The organism is Candidatus Competibacteraceae bacterium (genome assembly GCA_016699715.1).
Classification (GTDB): Bacteria; Pseudomonadota; Gammaproteobacteria; order Competibacterales; family Competibacteraceae; genus Competibacter.
The window spans coordinates 1565991-1586884 of record CP065007.1; the positions used below are offsets into that span (position 1 = coordinate 1565991).

12 protein-coding genes are annotated in these 20894 nt (G+C 61.7%); 7 read left to right on the top strand and 5 right to left on the bottom strand.

Annotated elements, in window-relative coordinates; genetic code table 11:
- Nucleotides 1-94: 94 nt before the first annotated feature.
- The 5 genes from rpoB to phaC all read left to right on the top strand — a co-directional run bounded on the left by rpoB (nt 95) and on the right by phaC (nt 12493).
- Nucleotides 95-4258: a DNA-directed RNA polymerase subunit beta gene (gene rpoB, locus IPM89_07005; GenBank protein QQS55526.1), complete on the top strand. Its 4164-nt coding sequence runs from the start codon at nt 95-97 to the stop codon at nt 4256-4258.
- Between the two features lie 58 nt (nt 4259-4316).
- The gene (gene rpoC / locus IPM89_07010) at nt 4317-8561 is read left to right on the top strand and encodes a DNA-directed RNA polymerase subunit beta' (GenBank protein QQS55825.1); all 4245 of its coding nucleotides are present in this window, start codon (nt 4317-4319) and stop codon (nt 8559-8561) included.
- A gap of 128 nt (nt 8562-8689) precedes the next feature.
- Nucleotides 8690-9574: an ABC transporter ATP-binding protein gene (locus IPM89_07015; protein QQS55527.1), complete on the top strand. Its 885-nt coding sequence runs from the start codon at nt 8690-8692 to the stop codon at nt 9572-9574.
- Nucleotides 9571-10578, top strand: coding sequence for an ABC transporter permease (locus IPM89_07020; protein QQS55528.1), 1008 nt, complete (start codon nt 9571-9573; stop codon nt 10576-10578). Before IPM89_07015 ends, IPM89_07020 begins: the two co-directional genes overlap by 4 nt.
- A gap of 109 nt (nt 10579-10687) precedes the next feature.
- Nucleotides 10688-12493 (top strand): class I poly(R)-hydroxyalkanoic acid synthase, encoded by a 1806-nt coding sequence (gene phaC, locus IPM89_07025; protein ID QQS55529.1) that lies wholly within the window; start codon nt 10688-10690, stop codon nt 12491-12493.
- On the opposite strand, the gene dnaE is transcribed toward phaC, so the two are convergent.
- From dnaE to IPM89_07050, 5 genes are all read right to left on the bottom strand, one after another.
- Nucleotides 12471-16055, bottom strand: a complete 3585-nt coding sequence (gene dnaE / locus IPM89_07030; GenBank protein QQS55530.1) for a DNA polymerase III subunit alpha — start codon at nt 16053-16055, stop codon at nt 12471-12473. The genes phaC and dnaE overlap by 23 nt on opposite strands.
- A complete protein-coding gene (gene rnhB / locus IPM89_07035) occupies nt 16052-16672 on the bottom strand; it encodes a ribonuclease HII (protein ID QQS55531.1) in 621 nt (206 codons plus the stop codon). Before rnhB ends, dnaE begins: the two co-directional genes overlap by 4 nt.
- A gap of 143 nt (nt 16673-16815) precedes the next feature.
- On the bottom strand, nt 16816-17232 hold the full coding sequence (locus IPM89_07040; protein QQS55532.1) for a PIN domain nuclease: 417 nt from the start codon (nt 17230-17232) through the stop codon (nt 16816-16818).
- Nucleotides 17229-17423: a type II toxin-antitoxin system VapB family antitoxin gene (locus IPM89_07045; GenBank protein ID QQS55533.1), complete on the bottom strand. Its 195-nt coding sequence runs from the start codon at nt 17421-17423 to the stop codon at nt 17229-17231. Before IPM89_07045 ends, IPM89_07040 begins: the two co-directional genes overlap by 4 nt.
- Nucleotides 17424-17577: 154 nt before the next feature.
- On the bottom strand, nt 17578-18543 hold the full coding sequence (locus IPM89_07050) for an integron integrase (GenBank protein ID QQS55534.1): 966 nt from the start codon (nt 18541-18543) through the stop codon (nt 17578-17580).
- 503 nt (nt 18544-19046) lie between these two features.
- Between IPM89_07050 and IPM89_07055 the strand changes: the two genes are divergently transcribed.
- Nucleotides 19047-19439, top strand: a complete 393-nt coding sequence (locus tag IPM89_07055; protein ID QQS55535.1) for a sel1 repeat family protein — start codon at nt 19047-19049, stop codon at nt 19437-19439.
- 716 nt (nt 19440-20155) lie between these two features.
- The gene (locus IPM89_07060; GenBank protein ID QQS55536.1) at nt 20156-20662 is read left to right on the top strand and encodes an N-acetyltransferase; all 507 of its coding nucleotides are present in this window, start codon (nt 20156-20158) and stop codon (nt 20660-20662) included.
- The last annotated feature ends 232 nt before the right edge of the window (nt 20663-20894 follow it).

Consider the following 20894-nt stretch of genomic DNA (forward strand, 5'->3'; position numbering starts at 1 on the left):
ACCGCCGTTTCGGTTCGCGGGACAGCGAAGCGAAACTGGCAATGGAATCAGGCGGCTCCCGCCCTTGGCTGGTACTTCCGTGAGAGGAATCCCGATGGCCTACACTTTTACTGAAAAGAGACGTATCCGTAAAGACTTCGGCAAACGCCCCAGCATTCTCGAAGTGCCCTACCTGCTGGCGATCCAACTCGATTCGTACCGCGAGTTCCTGCAAGCCGAGGTACCGCCGGGAGAACGCCAGGTAGCGGGATTACACGCCGCTTTTCGCTCGGTATTCCCCATCGTCAGCTACTCGGGCAATGCGCGGCTGGAGTATGTCAGCTATCGGCTGGGCGAGCCGGTGTTCGACGTCCGCGAATGCCAGTTGCGCGGACTGACCTACGCCGCGCCGTTGCGAGTGCGGCTGCGGCTGGTGCTGATGGACAAGGACGCCGAGGCCGGCACCCATAAGATCAAGGACATCAAGGAAAACGAAGTCTACATGGGCGAACTGCCGTTGATGACCGACAACGGTACCTTCGTCATTAATGGCACCGAACGGGTTATCGTCTCGCAGCTGCACCGCTCGCCCGGCGTGTTCTTCGATCACGACAAGGGCAAGACCCATTCCTCCGGCAAGCTGCTGTTCTCGGCGCGCGTCATCCCCTACCGCGGCTCCTGGCTGGATTTCGAATTCGACGTCAAGGACATCGTGTACGCGCGCATCGACCGCCGCCGCAAGCTACCGGTCACCATCCTGTTGCGAGCGCTGTTCGACGAGCCCAATCCGAACGACCGCAACGCCATCAGCGTCAACGAACGGATTCTCGGCCTCTTCTTCGACACCAACACGGTCCGGATCGAAGACGATCAGTTCAACCTGGATCTGGTGCCGGAGCGTCTGCAAGGCGAAACCGCCGGCTTCGACATCATGATCGGAGATCGGGTGCTGCTCAAGGCGGGCGAGCGCGTCAAGGCCAAGCACGTTCGCGACCTGGATAAAGCTGGAGTGCGGCGCTTGCGGGTACCGGGCGAATATCTGGTCGGCAAGATTCTGGCCCACGACCTGCGCGATCCGGAAACCGGCGAGCAACTGGCGCAGGCCAACGACGAATTGACGCCGGACAAGCTGGAAAAGATCCAAGCCAGCGGCATCGCCGAATTCCAGACCTTGTACGTCAACGAAGTCAATCGCGGCCCGTACCTGTCCAACACCCTGCGCGCCGACCAGACCCGCAGCCAGTGGGACGCTCAGGTGGAAATCTATCGGATGATGCGCCCTGGCGAACCGCCGACCAAGGACGCCGCTCAACGCCTGTTACACGATTTGTTCTTCTCGGCCGAGCGCTACGATCTATCCGATGTTGGCCGCATGAAATTCGACAGCAGGGTCAGCCATCGGCGGACGCCCATTCCGGACGTGCCGACCAAGGAGCGCCCACCCGGCGTACTGTCCATGGAGGACATCCTGGCCGTGCTCAAGGTGCTGATCGACATCCGCAACGGCAACGGCCAGGTCGATGACATCGACCACCTCGGCAACCGCCGCATCCGCTGCGTCGGCGAGATGACCGAAAACGTGTTCCGCATCGGGCTGGTCCGGGTCGAGCGCGCGGTCAAGGAGCGGCTGAGCCTGGCTGAGTCCGAAGGACTGACCCCGCAGGATCTGATCAACGCCAAACCGGTCGGCGCCGCCATCAAGGAATTCTTCGGTTCTTCGCAACTGTCGCAGTTCATGGACCAGAACAATCCCTTGTCCGAAGTCACCCACAAACGCCGGGTGTCGGCGCTGGGGCCCGGCGGTCTGACCCGCGAACGGGCCGGATTCGAGGTGCGCGACGTGCACGCCACCCACTACGGCCGGGTCTGTCCGATCGAAACCCCGGAAGGTCCGAACATCGGCCTGATCAACTCGCTGGCGGTCTATGCCCGTACCAACGCCTACGGCTTCCTGGAAACGCCCTACCGGCGGGCGGTGGATGGCCGCGTCACCGATCAGATCGATTATTTGTCGGCCATCGAGGAAGGCCAGTATGTCATTGCGCAAGCCAACGCTCCGCTCGATCCCGACGGGCAGCTGACCGACGACCTGGTCTCCTGCCGTCATCTGAACGAATTCACCCTGACCGCTCCGGACAAGGTGCAATACATGGACGTGTCGCCCAAGCAAATCGTCTCGGTGGCGGCGGCGCTGATCCCGTTCCTGGAGCACGACGACGCCAACCGCGCGCTGATGGGCTCCAACATGCAACGTCAGGCCGTGCCGACCCTACGCGCCGAAAAGCCGCTGGTCGGCACCGGCATGGAACGGATCGTGGCTCGCGATTCCGGCGTGTGCGTGATCGCCCGCCGCGGCGGGCGGGTGGATTCGGTGGACGCCGGCCGCATCGTGGTGCGGGTCAACGATGCCGAAACCGAAGCCGGCGAACCGGGCGTGGATATCTACAACCTGACCAAGTACACCCGATCCAATCAGAACACCTGCATCAATCAGCGACCGCTGGTCCACGTCGATGACAACGTGGCGCGCGGTGACGTGCTGGCCGACGGCCCGTCCACCGATATGGGCGAACTGGCGCTGGGCCAGAACCTGCTGGTCGCCTTCATGCCCTGGAATGGCTACAACTTCGAAGATTCGATCCTGATCTCCGAGCGGGTGGTGCAGGAAGACCGCTTCACCACCATCCATATCGAGGAACTGTCCTGCGTCGCCCGCGACACCAAGCTGGGGCCCGAGGAGATCACCGCCGATATCCCCAACGTCGGCGAAAGCGCGCTGGCACGGCTGGACGAAGCCGGCATCGTCTATATCGGCGCCGAGGTCAAGGCCGGCGACATCCTGGTCGGCAAGGTCACGCCCAAGGGCGAGACCCAATTGACCCCGGAAGAAAAATTGTTACGGGCGATCTTCGGCGAGAAGGCTTCGGACGTAAAGGACACCTCGCTGCGCGTGCCTTCGGGCATGGACGGCACGGTGATCGACGTCCGGGTATTCACGCGCGACGGGGTGGAAAAGGATTCCCGTGCCCAGCAGATCGAGGAAGCGGAACTGAAACGGATCCGCAAGGATTTGAACGACCAGATGCGGATCCTGGAGGACGATCTGTATCAGCGCATGGAGCGGATGCTGGTCGGCCAAACGACCGAGGGTGGACCCAATGGCCTGTACGGTGGTGCGACCATCACGCTCGAGTATCTGAGCACCCTGCGGCGCGAGCAGTGGTTTCACATCCGCATGCAAGCCGAGGAGTTGAACGAGCAACTGGAAAAGATCAACCGGCAACTGGACCAGCAGCGCAAGGATTTCGACCAGAAGTTCGAGGAAAAACGCCGCAAGCTGACCCAGGGCGATGATTTGGCCCCGGGCGTGCTCAAGATGGTCAAGGTCTACCTGGCGGTCAAACGCCGCGTCCAGCCGGGAGACAAGATGGCTGGCCGTCACGGCAACAAGGGCGTGGTGTCGATGATCGTGCCGCAGGAAGACATGCCTTATCTGGAAGATGGCACACCGGTCGATATCGTGCTGAACCCGCTGGGGGTACCCTCGCGAATGAACGTCGGTCAGGTGCTGGAAACCCATCTGGGCTGGGCCGCCAAAGGTCTGGGCCTCAAGATCGGCCGCCTGCTGGACGCGCAAGCACAACTCGCTGACCTGCGCTCGCTCCTGGATCAGATTTACAACCAGGTCGGCGGGCAAAGCGTCGATTTGCAACAGTTCGACGACACGGAAGTGGTAGCGCTGTGCCGTAATCTGCGTGGCGGCGTGCCGATCGCCACGCCGGTGTTCGATGGCGCCACCGAAGAGGAAATGCGTGAATTACTGCGACTGGCGGGGCTCTCGGAAAACGGTCAGAGCACCCTGTACGATGGTCGCACCGGCGATCCATTCGACCGCCCGGTGACGGTCGGCTATATGTACATGCTCAAGCTGAACCACCTGGTGGACGACAAGATGCATGCCCGTTCCACCGGTCCCTACAGCCTGGTCACGCAGCAGCCGCTGGGCGGCAAGGCGCAATTCGGCGGCCAGCGCTTCGGCGAGATGGAAGTCTGGGCACTGGAAGCCTACGGCGCGTCCTATACCTTGCAGGAAATGCTGACGGTGAAATCGGACGACGTCAACGGCCGCACCAAGGTCTACAAGAACATCGTGGACGGTAACCACCGGATGGAAGCCGGCATGCCTGAATCGTTCAATGTGCTGGTCAAGGAAATCCGTTCCCTGAGTATCAATATCGAGCTGGAAAGCGATGTGACGCCGCCGGCGCGCAACGAGTGAGGCCGCCGGACCGGCCGCCGGCTGTGGCGGCGTCATGCAATCCCGTGGGTGAGAGATGATGAAAGAGCTGCTGAACCCGTTCAAGACCTTCGACGAGGTCGAGGACTTCGACGCCATCCGCATCGGGCTAGCCTCGCCGGAGATGATCCGGGCCTGGAGCTGCGGCGAGGTGAAGAAACCCGAGACCATCAACTATCGGACCTTCAAGCCGGAGCGCGACGGGCTGTTCTGCGCCAAGATCTTCGGCCCGACCAAGGACTACGAGTGCCTGTGCGGCAAGTACAAGCGGCTCAAGCACCGTGGAGTGGTCTGCGAGAAATGCGGAGTGGAAGTCACTCTGGCCAAGGTACGGCGCGAGCGGATGGGCCATATCGAACTGGCCAGCCCGGTGGCCCATATCTGGTTCTTGAAATCGCTGCCCTCGCGCATCGGCCTGTTACTGGACATGACCCTGCGCGACATCGAGCGGGTGCTGTATTTCGAATCCTACGTGGTCATCGACCCCGGCATGACGCAAACGCTGGAAAAAGGTCAGATGCTCACCGACGAGGCCTATCTGGACGCGGTCGAACAGTACGGCGACGAGTTCGATGCCCGGATGGGGGCCGAGGCGGTTCACCGGTTGCTGCATACACTGGACTTGAAAGAGCTGGTGGTGAAACTGCGCCAGGAAATCCTCGAATGCAGCTCCGAGACCAAACTCAAACGCTTGTCCAAGCGCCTCAAGTTGGTGGAGTCCTTCCTCAACTCCGGCAATAAGCCGGAGTGGATGGTATTGACCGTGCTGCCGGTACTGCCGCCCGATCTGCGACCGCTGGTACCGCTGGACGGCGGACGCTTCGCCACTTCCGACCTCAATGATCTCTACCGCCGGGTGATCAACCGCAACAACCGGCTCAAGCGACTGCTGGAACTCTCGGCCCCGGACATCATCGTCCGCAACGAGAAACGCATGTTGCAGGAAGCGGTCGACTCGCTGCTGGACAACGGCCGCCGCGGGCGCGCCATCACCGGCAGCAACAAACGGCCACTGAAGTCGCTAGCCGACATGATCAAGGGCAAGCAGGGCCGTTTCCGCCAGAACCTGCTCGGCAAGCGGGTGGACTACTCCGGTCGTTCGGTGATCGTGGTCGGCCCCACCCTGCGCCTGCATCAGTGCGGGCTGCCCAAGAAGATGGCGCTGGAGCTGTTCAAGCCATTCATCTTCAGCAAGCTGCAATTCCGCAACATGTCCACCACCATCAAGGCCGCCAAGAAAATGGTGGAGCGCGAGGAGCCGGTGGTGTGGGACATCCTGGAAGAGGTGATCCGCGAGCATCCGGTGTTGCTCAACCGCGCGCCGACCCTGCACCGACTGGGCATCCAGGCCTTCGAACCGACCTTGATCGAAGGCAAGGCCATTCAGTTGCACCCGCTGGTCTGCACCGCCTTCAACGCCGACTTCGACGGCGACCAAATGGCGGTACACGTACCGCTATCCATCGAGGCGCAGCTCGAAGCCCGGGCGCTGATGATGTCCACCAACAACATCCTTAGCCCGGCCAACGGCGAGCCGATCATCGTCCCCTCTCAGGACGTGGTCCTCGGCCTGTATTACCTAACCCGTGAGCGGATTAACGCCAAGGGTGAGGGCATGGTGTTCTCCGGTCTTAATGAAATCCATCGCGCCTACGAAAGCGGGCAGGTGGAACTTCACGCCTGGATCGAGGCACGCCTGCCGCTGGAAGAAATCGACGAGGCGGGTCAGGCCCGCACCGTACCGAAACGAGTCAAGACCACCGTTGGGCGAGTTTTATTGTCCGATATCCTGCCGGCCGGCCTGCCCTTCGAACTCGTCAACCGGGCGCTGACCAAAAAGGTCGTATCCCGGTTGATCAATGAGTGCTACCGGCGGCTGGGCTTGAAGGACACCGTGATCTTTGCCGATCAGTTGATGTATACCGGTTTTCATTACGCCACCCGCTCCGGCTCCTCGATCGGCTTCGAAGACTTCCAGATTCCGGCCAGAAAAACCGAACTGCTGGAAAAAGCCGAGCAGGAAGTCAAGGAAATCGACGACCAGTACACCTCCGGGCTGGTCACCAAGGGCGAGCGCTACAACAAGGTGGTGGATATCTGGTCGCGTACCAACGACCAGGTCGCCAAGGCGATGATGGACAATCTGGGCACCGAAACGGTGATTGACCGCGAAGGCAAGGAAGTCCGCCAACCCTCTCTCAACCCCGTGTTCATGATGGCCGACTCCGGCGCTCGTGGTTCGGCGGCGCAGATCCGCCAATTGGCCGGCATGCGCGGGCTGATGGCCAAGCCGTCCGGCGAGATCATCGAGACCCCGATCAAGGCCAATTTCCGCGAAGGCTTGAGCGTGCTGGAGTACTTCATCTCCACCCACGGCGCCCGCAAGGGTCTGGCCGACACCGCGCTCAAGACCGCCAACTCCGGCTACCTGACTCGGCGCTTGGTGGACGTGGCCCAGGATCTGGTGGTGACCGAACCGGATTGCGGCACCAATGAAGGCCTGTGGATGACGCCCGTGGTCGAGGAAGGCGATATCAAGGAACCGTTGCGCGACCGGGTGCTGGGTCGAACGGTGGCCCAGGATGTCTTTCAGCCGGGCGGCGACGACATCGCCATTCCCGCCGGCACCCTGCTCGACGAACAAGGCGTGGCGACACTCGACGACCTCGGCATCGATCGCATCCGGGTACGCTCGGCCATCACCTGCCGGACCCGCTACGGCGTGTGCGCCACCTGCTACGGCCGCGACCTGGCGCGCGGTCACCGTGTCAACAGCGGCGAGGCGGTGGGGGTGATCGCCGCTCAATCCATCGGCGAACCCGGCACCCAGCTCACCATGCGCACCTTCCACATCGGTGGGGCGGCCTCGCGGACCACGGTGAGCAACAGCGTGCAGATCAAATCGCGAGGGACCTTGCGGCTGCACAAGATGAAGGTGGCGCAGCGACGGGACGGCAACCTGGTCACGGTCTCCCGCTCGGGCGAAATCACCCTGGTGGATGATCAGGGCCGCGAGCGGGAGCGTTACAAGGTCCCCTACGGCGCGGAGCTGACGGTCAAGGACGGCGACGCGGCCGAGGCCGGTCAGGTCATCGCCCGCTGGGACCCCTACACCCATCCGATCGTCACCGAGGTGGCCGGCTCGGTGCGCTTTGCCGAGTTCGAGGAAGGCATCACCGTGCAACGGCACGCCGACGAAATGACCGGCCTGACCAGCCTGGTGGTGATGGACCCCAAGCAACGCGGCGCGCAGGGCAAGGACAAGCGGCCACTGGTGCGGCTGGTGGACGTTCACGGCAACGATCTGTTCATCCCCGGCACCAGTAACCTGGCGCAATATCCATTGCCGGCCGGCGCCATCGTCAACCTGGCCGATGGCGCCGAGGTGGCGGTGGGCGACATCGTTGCCCGCATCCCGCAGGAATCCTCCAAGACTCGCGACATTACCGGCGGCTTGCCGCGGGTGGCCGACCTGTTCGAGGCGCGCAAGCCCAAGGAACAGGCCATCCTTGCCGAGAAATCCGGCATCATCGAGTTCGGCAAGGAAACCAAGGGCAAGCAGCGACTGGTGATCCGCGACAAGGGCGGCGACGTCCTTTACGAGGAATTGATCCCGAAGTGGCGGCATGTCGGCGTGTTCGACGGCGAGTACGTCGAGCAGGGTGAAATGATCGCTGACGGCGAGCCTAATCCGCACGATATCCTGCGCCTGCTCGGGGTGCAGGAACTGGCCGCCTACCTGACCAAGGAAATTCAGGACGTCTACCGGGTGCAGGGCGTCAAGATCAACGATAAGCATATCGAAGTGATCGTTCGCCAGATGCTGCGCAAGGTCGATATCATCGATCCGGGCGAAACGCCTTTCATCAAGGGCGAGCAGATCGAACGCACCCGAGGGCTGGAAGAGAACGATCGAGCCGAGGCCGAAGGCCGGGTCAAAGCGGTCTGGCAGCCGATCCTGCTGGGCATCACCAAGGCATCACTGGCCACCGAGTCGTTCATCTCCGCCGCCTCGTTCCAGGAAACCACTCGGGTGCTGACCGAAGCGGCGGTACGCGGGCTACGTGACGATCTACGCGGACTGAAAGAAAACGTGATCGTCGGTCGCTTGATCCCCGCCGGTACCGGTTTGGCCTACCATCTGCAACGGCGACAAGGCTGGATCCCGAGTCAACTCACCCTCAGCAGCAATATGTTCGAAAGCGGCGAATCCGAAGTCAAAGTCATCGGCGACGACGATAAGAACGACGATAGCGAGGTTGACTCGAAAGACCTGACCGCATAGCTCGGAACCACCGAGGCGCTGAAGGAAGGCGGGGGACGCGTGACGAAACCCGCCTTTTTTCTTGCGGTCCTTTCCTGGCCAATCCATCACGCCCGACGCATTCCCCTCGATTTCGGTCGATAAACTCCATGAACGCCCTGCTGGAAACCCGCAATCTGGTCAAGCACTTTCGCGGGGTCAACGCCGTGAACGGCATCGACCTCGCCATCCCGACCGGCTGCTGCTTCGGCCTGCTCGGCCCCAACGGCGCGGGCAAAACCACCACGGTCGAGATGTTGGAAGGCATTCAGCAACCGACCGCTGGCCACATCCGTTATCGCGGCGAGACTCTGGGAGCACGCTTCCGTCAGGAAGTCGGCATCATGTTCCAGTCCACGGCGCTGCAAGACTTCATCACCGGCCGCGAAAACCTGCGGATGTTCGGCAACTTCTACGCTCGAACCCTGCCGTTCGACGAATTGGTCGAAGCCTGCGCGCTGGGCGAGTTTCTCGACCGCGATACCCGCAAACTGTCCGGCGGCCAACGCCAGCGGCTGCTGCTGGCCATCGCCCTGGTCAACGACCCGGAACTGATTTTCCTGGACGAACCCACCACCGGTCTCGACCCACAGGCCCGCCGCAATTTCTGGGAACTGGTTCACCACATCAAGGCGCGCGGCAAGACCATCCTGCTCACCACCCATTACATGGAGGAGGCTTACCACCTGTGCGACGAAATCGCCATCATGGACCATGGCCGGATCATTGCCCATGGCACGCCGCGCGAGCTGTTGGAAGCCCACTTCGATGACGTGGTGCTGCAATTGCCGGCGGCGGACTTTCCCGATCCCCCTCCCCCGCTGTCGCACACCGTGGTACGGGGCCGAAATTCGGTGGAAATCCTGACCCGCGACGTTACCACCGCCATCCGTGAGTTGCTGGCCCACGACATCCCGCTGGCGCGGCTCCAGATCCGGCCACGTACCCTGGAGGATCTGTTCCTGGAACTGACCGGCCGAGAGTTGCGGGCGTGAGCTTCAAACGCTTCTGGACGGTGTTCGTGCACCGTAACTGGGAATTCCTGCGCGACCGATCCTCGCTGACCTGGAACCTGCTGTTCCCCATTTCCCTGATCGCCGGTTTCACCTTCGCCTTTTCCGGACCGGGACTGGATCTTTACAAGGTGGGGCTGCTCCACGATACCGGCAACCGCAACGGCAGCGAATTTTTCCAAACCCGCTATATCCGCTTCATCTCCATCACCGATCTGAGCGCCGCGCTGACCAAGGTCGAACGCCACCAGCTCGACATGCTGTTCGACCCCGCCGAACGGCGCTACTGGATCAACGAGGAATCGCCGAAAGGCTATGTGCTGGAACGGATACTGCGCGGTGCCGACGCCCGCCCGACCTTCAGCAAACAAAGCGTAAGCGGCCGCGCCATTCGCTATGTGGACTGGGTACTGCCCGGCGTACTGGCGATGAACATGATGTTCAGTTGTCTATTCGGGGTCGGTTACGTGATCGTGCGTTACCGCAAGAACGGCATGCTCAAACGCCTCAGGGCCACTCCGCTGCGACCGCTGGAATTTCTTTCCGCGCAAATCACCTCGCGGCTGCTACTGGTCATGGTCTCGACCGTGCTGGTGTTCGTCGGCACCGACCTGTTTGTCGGTTTTGCCATGTTCGGCTCCTATCTCGCCCTGTTCGTGGTATTCACGCTCGGCGCGGTCAGCCTGCTCAGCCTCGGCTTGCTGGTCGCCGCCCGCGCCACCAGCGAGGAATTGGCGGCGGGACTCCTGAACGCGCTGAGTTGGCCCATGACGTTTCTGTCGGGCGTCTGGTTTTCGCTGGAGGGCGTGCACCCCTTCCTGCAACAGTGCGCCCAACTGGCGCCGCTGACCCATATCATCGATGCCTCACGGGCGATCATGATCGATGGCGCCGGCCTGGCGGATGTCTCCGGGCATCTGCTGGTGCTGGCCGCGATGAGCCTGGGCTTCATGCTCATTGGCGCCTGGATGTTTCGGTGGGAGTAAGCGATCAAGCGGCTTGTCATCCATCAATACGGACTCGATTCTACCCCTGCGACTGTGGTTACTCTCGCCTATAATTTTGGGATTACCCTGACTCCAGTGAGGCATTCCCATGGCCAAGGCCCCCGCATCGCCCACCCCCGACGGCAAGAAACCCGACTTCAACAAGCTGGCTCAGAATTTTTCCAAAATCATCGAACAGAGCCAGCGGGTACTACAGGAATTTCTCAAGCGCCAGGAAGGCGGCGACCCGCTCCCGATCATGGACCCCGCCATCATCAGCAAGTCTTTTCAGGAACTATTCGACAAGCTGCTGAAAAACCCGGACCAGTTGATCGAGGCTCAAGTTAATTTCTGGAAAAACTACCTCGATCTGTGGCAGGCGGCCTCCCAGCGGATGCAGGGCAAGGAAAGCAAGCCGCTCATCGCGCCGCCGCCCGGCGACAAGCGCTTCAAGGACGCGCAGTGGGCGGAAAACGCGGTTTTCGACTTCATCAAACAGTCTTATCTACTCGCCGCCGACAGCCTGCAAGGGCTGGTTCACAAGGTCGAGGGACTGGACGACAAGACCGCCCGCAAGGTCCAGTTCTATACCCGTCAGTTCGTGGATGCCATGGCACCCACGAACTTCGTGCTGACCAATCCGACCGTGCTCCAGGCCACGCTCGATTCGGGCGGGGAGAATTTGGTCAAGGGTCTCCAGAATCTGCTGGAGGATGTGGAGCGCGGTCGCGGCCAGGTGCAGATCAAGATGACCGATCTCAAGGCATTCAAACCCGGCGAAAACATTGCGGTCACGCCGGGCAAGGTTGTCTTTCAGAACGAGTTGATGCAACTGGTTCAATACAACCCCAGCACCCCGACCGTTCACCAGCGACCGTTTCTGTTCGTCTCGCCCTGGATCAACAAGTTTTACATCATGGACATGCGACCCAAGAACTCCATGGTCAAGTGGATGGTGGACCAGGGCTTCACGGTGTTCATGACCTCCTGGATCAACCCGGACGAGCGGCTGGCGCACAAGAAGTTCGAGGACTACATGCTGTCCATCGTGGAAGCGATGGACGCCATCGAACAGGCCACCGGCGAACGGGAAATCAACACCGCCGGCTACTGTCTGGGCGGCACCATCCTGCTCACCACGCTAGCCTACCTCGCCGCCAGGAAGGACCGGCGGGTGAAGAGCGCCATCTGTTTCGCCTGCATGACCGATTTCAGCGAACCGGGCGAGCTGGAGGTGTTCATCGACGAAGAGCTGATCACCCTGCTGGAGAAGCAAATGGGCGAGCGCGGTTATCTGGACGGCAGCCAGATGGCCGGCGTATTCAGCATGTTGCGCGCCAACGATTTGATCTGGTACTTCGTGGTCAACAACTATTTGTTGGGCAACGACCCCTATCCCTTCGATCTGCTGTACTGGAATTCCGATTCCACCCGGATGCCCCGGGACATGCACAGCTTCTACGTGCGCAACATGTACCAGAAGAATCTGCTGCGCGAGCCGGGCGGCATCACTTTGGCGGGCGTGCCGATCGATCTGCGCAAGATCAAGACGCCGGTTTGCTTCCTGTCCGCCTTCGAGGATCATATCGCCCCGTGGACCTCCACCTATGCCGGCACCCAACTGGTTGGCGGGCCGGTGAAATTCGTGCTGAGCGGCTCGGGTCACATCGCCGGGGTCATCAATCCGGCCTCGTCCGATAAATATGGGTTCTGGCTCAATCCCAACACCCCGCCGAATCCCGACGACTGGTTCAAGGATGCGGTCAAGCAGGAGGGATCGTGGTGGCCGGACTGGCTGGCCTGGCTGCAACCGCACGCCGGCCCGCAAATACCGGCCCGCACGCCGGGTGACGGTCAACTGAAACCGATCGAGGACGCGCCGGGCTCCTTCGTCAAGATGCGCTACGATCAGTAACTGGCTGTGGGTCGTACAACAACCGCACTGCCTCCGCGCCGGCCAGCTCCCGCAGTCGGCGCAGGAGCGCTTCACATGGCTTGACCCGCCAGTCCGAACCGAATGCCAGTTCCACCCGCGCGCTGGAACCGAGGTACTCCACCCATACCACGCAGCGGCCGTCGGCGCGATGCTCGGCCAGCACGCCGGCCAGTTTCCGCGACACGCCCGCCGCGCACTGTTCCGCGTCCAGGCGTAGTTGCAGCCGCCGAGCCCGTTCGGCGCGCGCGCTGTCCAGATCCAACACTCGCTCGACGTTCAGCCGGGTGGTTTGGTTGAACTCGTCCCAACCCAAATTCCCCTGCACCAACAGAATGGCGTCCTCGACGATCAGTAACCGATGCTGTTCGTACACTTCGGGAAAGATGCGCAGTTCCATCCGCCCGCCGCCGTCATCCAAGGTCACGAAGGCGATTCGCCCGCCCCGGTTGGCATTGCGGGTCCGCAGGCTGACCACCAGTCCAGCGACGGTCAGCGAACGGTCGTTGCCTCGACGTGAACTGCCGCCGTTCTCGCTCAGATCGCGCAGCCGGGTCGCGCCCAGCGCGGTTAGCTCCGACTTCAAGCGATTGATCGGGTGACCGGTCAGGTACACCCCCAACGTTTCCTTCTCGCCGCGTAACCGCTCTTCTTCGTCCCATTCCCGCTGGACATTCCCCAAGCGCCCCATGGGCGGCGTTGCCGTGCAATCCAATTGTACCGCCGGCTTATCCGTACTTTCGGTGACAGCGGCATACGGTGGCCGCGCTGGTGTTTCTTCGGCGGCCAGTCCGAACATATCGTTCTGGCCGGCGGCGTCATTGCGGGAATGCTGCTCGGCCAGTCGCAGCGCCTCCGGTAATTGCGCCGCCAATGTCGCCCGGTTGGCGCCGAGTTCGTCGAAGGCTCCGGAACGGACCAGCGCTTCCAGCACCCGGCGGTTGAGCTTACGCAAATCCACCCGCTGGCACAGGTCGAACAAATCGCGGTACGGCCCACCCCGCTCCCGCTCGCGCAGCAGCGCCTCGATGGCGCCTTCGCCTGCCCCCTTGATCGCCCCCAGACCGTAGAGAATCTCGCCGCTTGCGCCGACCGTGAAGCGGTACTCGGACGCGTTGATGGCCGGCGGCGCCAGCTTGAGACCCATGCAGCGGCATTCCTCGATGAACACCACCACCTTGTCGGTCTTGTCCATGTCCGAGGACAGCACCGCCGCCATGAACGCCGCCGGATAATGCGCCTTCAGCCAGGCGGTCTGGTAAGACACCAGGGCATAGGCGGCGCTATGGCTTTTATTAAAACCATAGCCCGCGAATTTATCAATTAAATCAAATATATAAGACGCAGTTTCCGGCTCGACCGCGTGCTCCGTCGCGCCTTTCACAAACCCCTCCCGCTCCTTGGCCATCTTCTCGGCGTCCTTTTTGCCCATGGCCCGCCTGAGCAAATCCGCTCCGCCCAGGCTATACCCCGCCAGCACCTGGGCAATTTGCATCACCTGTTCCTGATAGAGGATGACACCGTAGGTGGGTTGGAGAATCGTTGTCAGCGTCGGATGGGGATATTCGATGCGGGCGCGGCCGTGCTTGCGGTCGATAAAGTCATCCACCATGCCCGATTGCAGCGGTCCCGGCCGAAACAGGGCCACCAGCGCCACGATGTCCTCGAAACAGTCCGGCTGCAAGCGGCGAATCAGATCCTTCATGCCGCTGGATTCCAACTGGAACACCGCCGTGGTCTGGTAGCGTTTCAACAGATCGAAGGTCGGCGCGTCGTTCAGGGGAATCGTCGCGATATCGAGCGGCGGCTCGCCCGCCCTCGCCCGTTTGCGGTTGGTGGCCTGTACCGCCCAGTCGATGATGGTCAGGGTCCGCAGGCCCAGGAAGTCGAATTTCACCAGCCCAGCCGACTCGACGTCGTCCTTGTCGAACTGGGTCACCGCCCCAGCGTCGCCCTCTTCGCAGTACAGCGGCGAAAAGTCGGTCAGGGTGGACGGCGCGATCACCACCCCGCCGGCGTGCTTGCCGACATTGCGCGCCAGCCCTTCCAGCTTGCGGGCCAGGTCGATCAGGGTCCGAATTTCCTCATCGTTCTCGTACAGCCGGCGCAGTTCCGCTTCCTGTTCGATGGCCTTGTCCAGGGTGATGCCAATTTCGAAGGGAATCAGCTTGGCGATGCGGTCGACGTAGCCGTAGGGATGGCCCAGCACCCGGCCGACGTCGCGCACCACCGCCTTGGCCGCCATGGTGCCGTGGGTGGCGATCTGCGACACCCGGTCGCGACCGTAGCGCCGGGCGACGTACTCGATCACCCGGTCGCGCCCTTCCATGCAGAAATCGATGTCGAAATCCGGCATCGATACCCGTTCGGGGTTGAGGAAGCGCTCGAACAACAGGTCGTAGGCCAGCGGGTCCAGATCGGTGATGCCCAACGCATAGGCCACCAGCGAACCGGCGCCGGAACCGCGCCCCGGCCCGACCGGCACTCCGTTGGCGCGTGCCCACTGGATGAAATCGGCCACGATCAGAAAGTAGCCGGGAAAGCCCATCTGGATGATGACCTTCAGTTCGATTTCCAGCCGCTGCTCGTAGGGCTGGCGGCGTTCGGCGAAATCGGGCGCGGCAGGGTCGAACAGCCGCTGTAGCCGCTGTTCGAGGCCGGTGCGGGCCTGGGCCGAGAAAAAATCGCCGATGTTCGTGCCCGCCGGGATGGGAAAATCCGGCAGCACGTTTTTGCCCAGTTCCAGTTGCAGGTTGCAGCGACGGGCGATTTCGACGCTATTTTCCAGCGCCTCCGGCACATCCGCGAACAGTTCGGCCATTTCCGCCGGCGAGCGCAGATATTGTTGGTCGCTATAACGGCGGGGACGGTTAGCGTCACCCAGAATCGCGCCATCGTGGATACAGACCCGCGCTTCGTGCGCCTCGAAATCCTCGCGCTGGAGAAAACACACTTCGTTGGTCGCCACCACCGGCGTTCCAGTCGCCGCCGCCAGGTCCAGGACGGCTTCGAGATATTCTTCCTCCTGGGGCCGCCCGGTGCGTTGCAACTCCAGATAAAAGCGCTCGGGGAACAGTTGCCGCCACTCGGCCAGCCAGTTCCGGGCCTGTTCCATTCGGTCGTTCAGCAGCGCCTGGCCCAGTTCGCCCGCCCGGCCGCCGGACAGGGCGATCAAGCCTTCGGTGTTGCCGGCCAGCCAGCGGTAGTCGATCGCTGGCACGCCGCGCTGCTGGCCTTCGAGATAGCCGCGGCTGACCAGCCGGGTCAGGTGACGATAGCCGATCAGATCCTGGCACAGCAGCACCAACCGCGTCGGTTCGTCGCCCCGCCGCACCCAAACTTCCACACCGATGATCGGTTTGATCCCGGCGCCGAGCGCGGCCTTGTAGAACTTGATCAGCGCGAACAGATTGCTCATGTCGGTGACTGCCACGGCCGGCATCCCGGCGGCGGCCACCTGCTTGACCAGGCTCTTGATGCGGACCAATCCGTCCACCAGCGAATATTCGGTGTGCAGGCGCAAGTGCACAAAGGGCGTGGTCATAGCCCTTCCTCGATGAGGATGGCGGCTTGCAGCGCGGCGGCGACCGGCGCGAAAGAGCGGCGGTGTTCGGGACAGGGGCCGAAGCGGCGCAACGCTTCCCGGTGGACGGCGGTCGGGTAACCCTTGTGGCGGGCGAAATCGTAGTGTGGATAACGCTCGTGCAGTTCGCGCAGTTCAGCGTCCCGCGCCACCTTCGCCAGAATCGAGGCGGCACTGATCGCCGGCACGGTGGCATCGCCCTTGACGATGGCTGTACAGGGGCAAGCCAGCGGTGGACAGTGCTTGCCGTCCACCAGCACTTGATCCGGGGTCACGGACAGGGCTTCGACCGCCCGCCGCATTGCCAGCAGCGCAGCCTGGAAAATGTTGAGCCGGTCGATTTCGGCGACCTCGGCGCGACCCAGCGCCCAGGCCAGCGCGTTGGCGCGGATGTCCAGCGCCAGTCGTTCGCGGCGGGCGGGGCTGAGTTGCTTGGAATCAGCCAGGCCGGCGATGGGGCGGGCGGGATCGAGAATGACGGCGGCGGCGACCACGGGACCGGCCAGCGGGCCGCGTCCCACTTCGTCCACGCCGGCGATCAGGAGGGTGTCGGGCATGGAGGTTCCTTCAAGAGTCATCAAATCAGCATTTAATATCGTTTCCCGATAGGTTTTGTTCTTTTCGGAGGCCAATAACCACCCTGTTCGTCATACCCGCGAAAGCGGGTATCCCGTTTTTCAGCGGCGGCCTGGATTCCCGCATTCGCGGGAATGACGAAAACCTATTCAGAATTGGTATAACTCTGTACCATCGCGGAGCGCATGCCGAAGCGTTCAACGAATGGCTCGAACTCGCGGTCGCTGTACAGCAAAGCATAATCTTTTTCAATACAGAACGTTGCGATCAGCGTGTCGATGGTTTTCCTCGCTGTAACGCCGAGCCGCCGCAAGGCGCGGAAGTGACGGGCGGCCTGAATGGCGATTTCCCGCCCCCCGATTTCCACCACGTCCAGGGAGCTTAGCAACTTGCGAGCCTGGTTGAAGTCTCGTTCGCTGTTAAACCCTTGCAGGACTTCGGTCAGGATGAGGTCTCCCACCGCCAAGGGCTCGCTGCCCAGCAGCGCATCCAGACGCTCGGTCTGCACGGTGATGGTTCCCCTGAAGTAGTCGATCCAGACGCTGGAATCGACCAGGATCACCGGTCGGTTCTCATGGCGTCGAGGTCGCCTTGCCAGTCGAGCTTGCCGCGAAAGCGGCGGATTTCTTCCTGCTGGCGCAATCGCAACAAGGTGCGCAGGCCCAATTCAACGACCTCGCGCTTGGTCTTCAAACCCGTCACGCGCAAGGTCTCCTCCATGAGTTGATCGTCGATCACGATATTGGTACGCATGATGTGTATCTCTTGTTCGATTTTTACACATCATAGGGCTTTGGATGGTGGCCCACAACCGGATGCTTGGTTAGGAAACAGCAGTGCCGCGCGCCTGATTCCAGGTGGACACCGCCACCTTGCGTTTGACGACCTAACAGCCGCCGCACCGAAGTCAGATCGCATCCAGCGGGCTGACCACGCCCTTGCCACCCCGGTTGAGAACGTGCGTGTAGATCATGGTGGTGCTGACGTCCTTATGGCCCAGTAATTCCTGGACGGTGCGAATATCGTAGCCCGACATGAGCAGATGCGTGGCGAAACTGTGGCGGAGCGAATGGCAGGAGGCCGATTTGGTGATGCTGGCCGCGCGCACGGCTTTCTTGAACGCCCGTTGCAGGGTTTGCTCATCGAGGTGGTGGCGGCGTTCGATACGAGAGCGTGGGTCGACGGAGCGTTGTGAGGCGGGAAAGACATATTGCCAGCCCCATTCCCGGCCAGCGTTGGGATACTTGCGCTCCAAGGCGAACGGCAGGTAGACGTTGCCGAAGCCTTCACACAAATCTTGCTCGTGTAGAATCTTGACATCGGCCAAGTGGGTCTGGAGCGGTGCGATCAGGGCGTCCGGTAGCATCGTCAGGCGGTCTTTTTGGCCCTTGCCATCCCGCACGGTGATTTGCCGGTATTCGAAATCGAGGTCTTTCACCCGCAAGCGGACACATTCCATCAGCCGCAAGCCGGCACCGTACAGGAGGTTAGCCATGAGACGGTGGCGCCCTTCGAGATGGGCGAGCACGGCACGCACTTCGGTGGCGGTGAGGACAACCGGCAGCCGGGCGGGACGTTTGGCCCGTTCCACGTTCTCCAGCCAACCGATGTCTTGTTCGAGGACTTCTTTGTACAGGAACAGGATGGCGCTGAGGGCCTGGTTTTGGGTGGAGGCAGCCACGTTGCGATCCACGGCCAAGTGAGACAAGAACTGCTCGGCTTCTTGCTTGCCCATTTCCTGGGGATGCCGCTTGCCGTGAAACAGGATGTAGCGCTTGATCCAGTCGACATAAGTGTGCTCGGTACGGATGCTGTAATGTTTGAAGCGGATTTTGTCTCGAACCTGATCAAGTAACCTGGGCTTGACAGCCATAATCTCCTCTACTTTAATGGTTTCATGGTGGCTTGAACCGCTGCTGAGGTTGCCGCCCATGACGGACCTTATTCAAGCTGTTGTTATCTTGCAACTTACCTTATTTATCAATAAGTTGATATGAGTTTATTGTGATTATACGTCAAAATAGACGCAAAGTAAGGCGTCATTTATGAGGTCTACTTCATGTTCGTCGGCGCTTCGCGCCGACGAACGGGCGCGAGTTGAGTCGAGCTTCGAGTTCTCGGCGCTGCGCGCCGTCGAACTCTCGTTCGAGCGTCACCCCTTCGGGGCGACTTCGTCGTCCCGTACTCGCGTCCCTGCCGCCCACCACGACGGGTGAAACTTGGCCGTTCCTCCGCCGGGCGGCAGCTCCGCTCCGTGCGGGATGACCCTCAACTCGCGCCCGTTATGTTTAGAAAAGGATGTTCCAGCGACTGAGAGTTTTGCTGCATCGCCTCGACTACAAGGCGTATAAACACCGGGGCAAAAGGCAACCCGCGTTGGCCGCATTGCGCAAAGCCGCAGAATTGGGCTGTACAGCGTCGCAAAATGAATTGGGTGCGCTTCTGTTGAGTCACAACAAAGCGATTGAAGCTATGGAGTGGTTCAGTCAATCGGCGGCGAAAGGGAATATGTATGCTCAAGCCAATATTGGTTGGGGGTATTATTCCGGCAATGGAGTAACTCAAAGTTATCCGCTCGCATTGAGCTGGTACAAGAAGGCGGCGGAACAAGGGCACCCCGAGTCGCAATACAATCTTGGCCTGATGTATGCGGATGCTTTAGGCACGAGCAAGAATCTTGAAGCGGCGGAGCATTGGCTGGTCTTAGCAAGCAACGGTGGTGTGGCAAGTGCATCGGAGGCATTGGCCCGTGTGCGAAGAAAAACATAACAATGCGTTCAAGCCGTTCGCTACGCTCACTCGGACGTCCAGCACTCCGCGCCTTATTGCGTGTGGCTTCGCCATTTTCACGCAAACGGCGCTCCATGCTGGCCGCCGCTTAACTTGGCGTTCGTCGGCGCTTCGCGCCGACGAACGGGCGCGAGTTGAGTCGAGCTTCGAGTTCTCGGCGCTGCGCGCCGTCGAACTCTCGTTCGAGCGTCACCCCTTCGGGGCGACTTCGTCGTCCCGTACTCGCGTCCCTGCCGCCCACCACGACGGGTGGAACTTGGCCGTTCCTCCGCCGGGCGGCAGCTCTGCTCCGTGCGGGATGACCCTCAACTCGCGCCCGTTAGGCAGCACATGGGTCGGGCAAGCGTCGGCACCCTACTTGCCGCTCGGCACGAAGGCACTCTTGCCGTCCACGCCGCGCCTGTGACCTGGCCTCTGTTGGCCACTGCCCCGAGTCAGTCCCACACGGCCCGCCTTCTGGCTCTGCCGTGCAGCCATCCGGCCGGACTCTCCGGCTGGGCGGCGGGCTCACTCACTTCCACCACCTGCTCCCTCGGCCATCCGCGCTCCGCGCTGCCTAACCTGCCGGTCAACCGGAGCGCCAACGGCTGGCCACCTTGCCCGCGAGCCGCTCGCTGTCTATCCTGCGCCTCGCGGGCAAGGTGGCCAGCCGCTGTCGCCCGGTTACCTCTACGTTAGCCCCGCGGAAAAAAATCGTGCAAACCATCATCCGCCAGGAATTACCTTCTGATGTTGTGGCCATCCGCGCCGCGACTGAGGCGGCCTTCCTGAATGCGCCGCACACAGATCACACCGAGCAATTCGTTGTAGGGGCCCTACGCGAGGCCGGCGCCCTAAGCATTTCGCTTGTTGCGGTCCGGGCTGGGGTGGTCATAGGACATGTGGCGGTTTCTCCGGTCACTATTTCGGGCGGTGTGTCTGGCTGGTATGGGTTAGGCCCCATTTCCGTCATCCCGGATCTGCAAGGTCAGGGTATTGGTGCTCTGCTCATGAGGGCCGCCCTAACCCAACTGCAAGATATGGGGGCTTCGGGCTGTGTGCTGCTCGGAGACCCGGCCTACTACTCACGCTTCGGCTTCAAGGCAGAAAGTTCGCTGGTGTTGCCAAATGTACCCCCTGAATATTTTCAGGCATTGTCCTTTGGCCAGCCGTTGCCCTCTGGCGTCGTCAAGTATCACGCAGCATTTAGTGCGCAGGGCTAACCATTCGCTCCAGCCGACGTCCCTTACGGGCCGCGGCTGAGCTCAACTGTTCGTCGGCGCTTCGCGCCGACGAACGGGCGCGAGTTGAGTCGAGCTTCGAGTTCTCGGCGCTGCGCGCCGTCGAACTCTCGTTCGAGCGTCACCCCTTCGGGGCGACTTCGTCGTCCCGTACTCGCGTCCCTGCCGCCCACCACGACGGGTGGAACTTGGCCGTTCCTCCGCCGGGCGGCAG

Coding starts and splice junctions, on each gene's coding strand:
- IPM89_07045 (QQS55533.1), bottom strand. CDS start 17,423: ATGCGTACCAATATCGTGATCGACGATCAACTCATGGAGGAGACCTTG.
- dnaE (QQS55530.1), bottom strand. CDS start 16,055: ATGACCACGCCCTTTGTGCACTTGCGCCTGCACACCGAATATTCGCTG.
- phaC (QQS55529.1), top strand. CDS start 10,688: ATGGCCAAGGCCCCCGCATCGCCCACCCCCGACGGCAAGAAACCCGAC.
- IPM89_07050 (QQS55534.1), bottom strand. CDS start 18,543: ATGGCTGTCAAGCCCAGGTTACTTGATCAGGTTCGAGACAAAATCCGC.
- IPM89_07015 (QQS55527.1), top strand. CDS start 8,690: ATGAACGCCCTGCTGGAAACCCGCAATCTGGTCAAGCACTTTCGCGGG.
- rpoC (QQS55825.1), top strand. CDS start 4,317: ATGAAAGAGCTGCTGAACCCGTTCAAGACCTTCGACGAGGTCGAGGAC.
- rpoB (QQS55526.1), top strand. CDS start 95: ATGGCCTACACTTTTACTGAAAAGAGACGTATCCGTAAAGACTTCGGC.
- rnhB (QQS55531.1), bottom strand. CDS start 16,672: ATGACTCTTGAAGGAACCTCCATGCCCGACACCCTCCTGATCGCCGGC.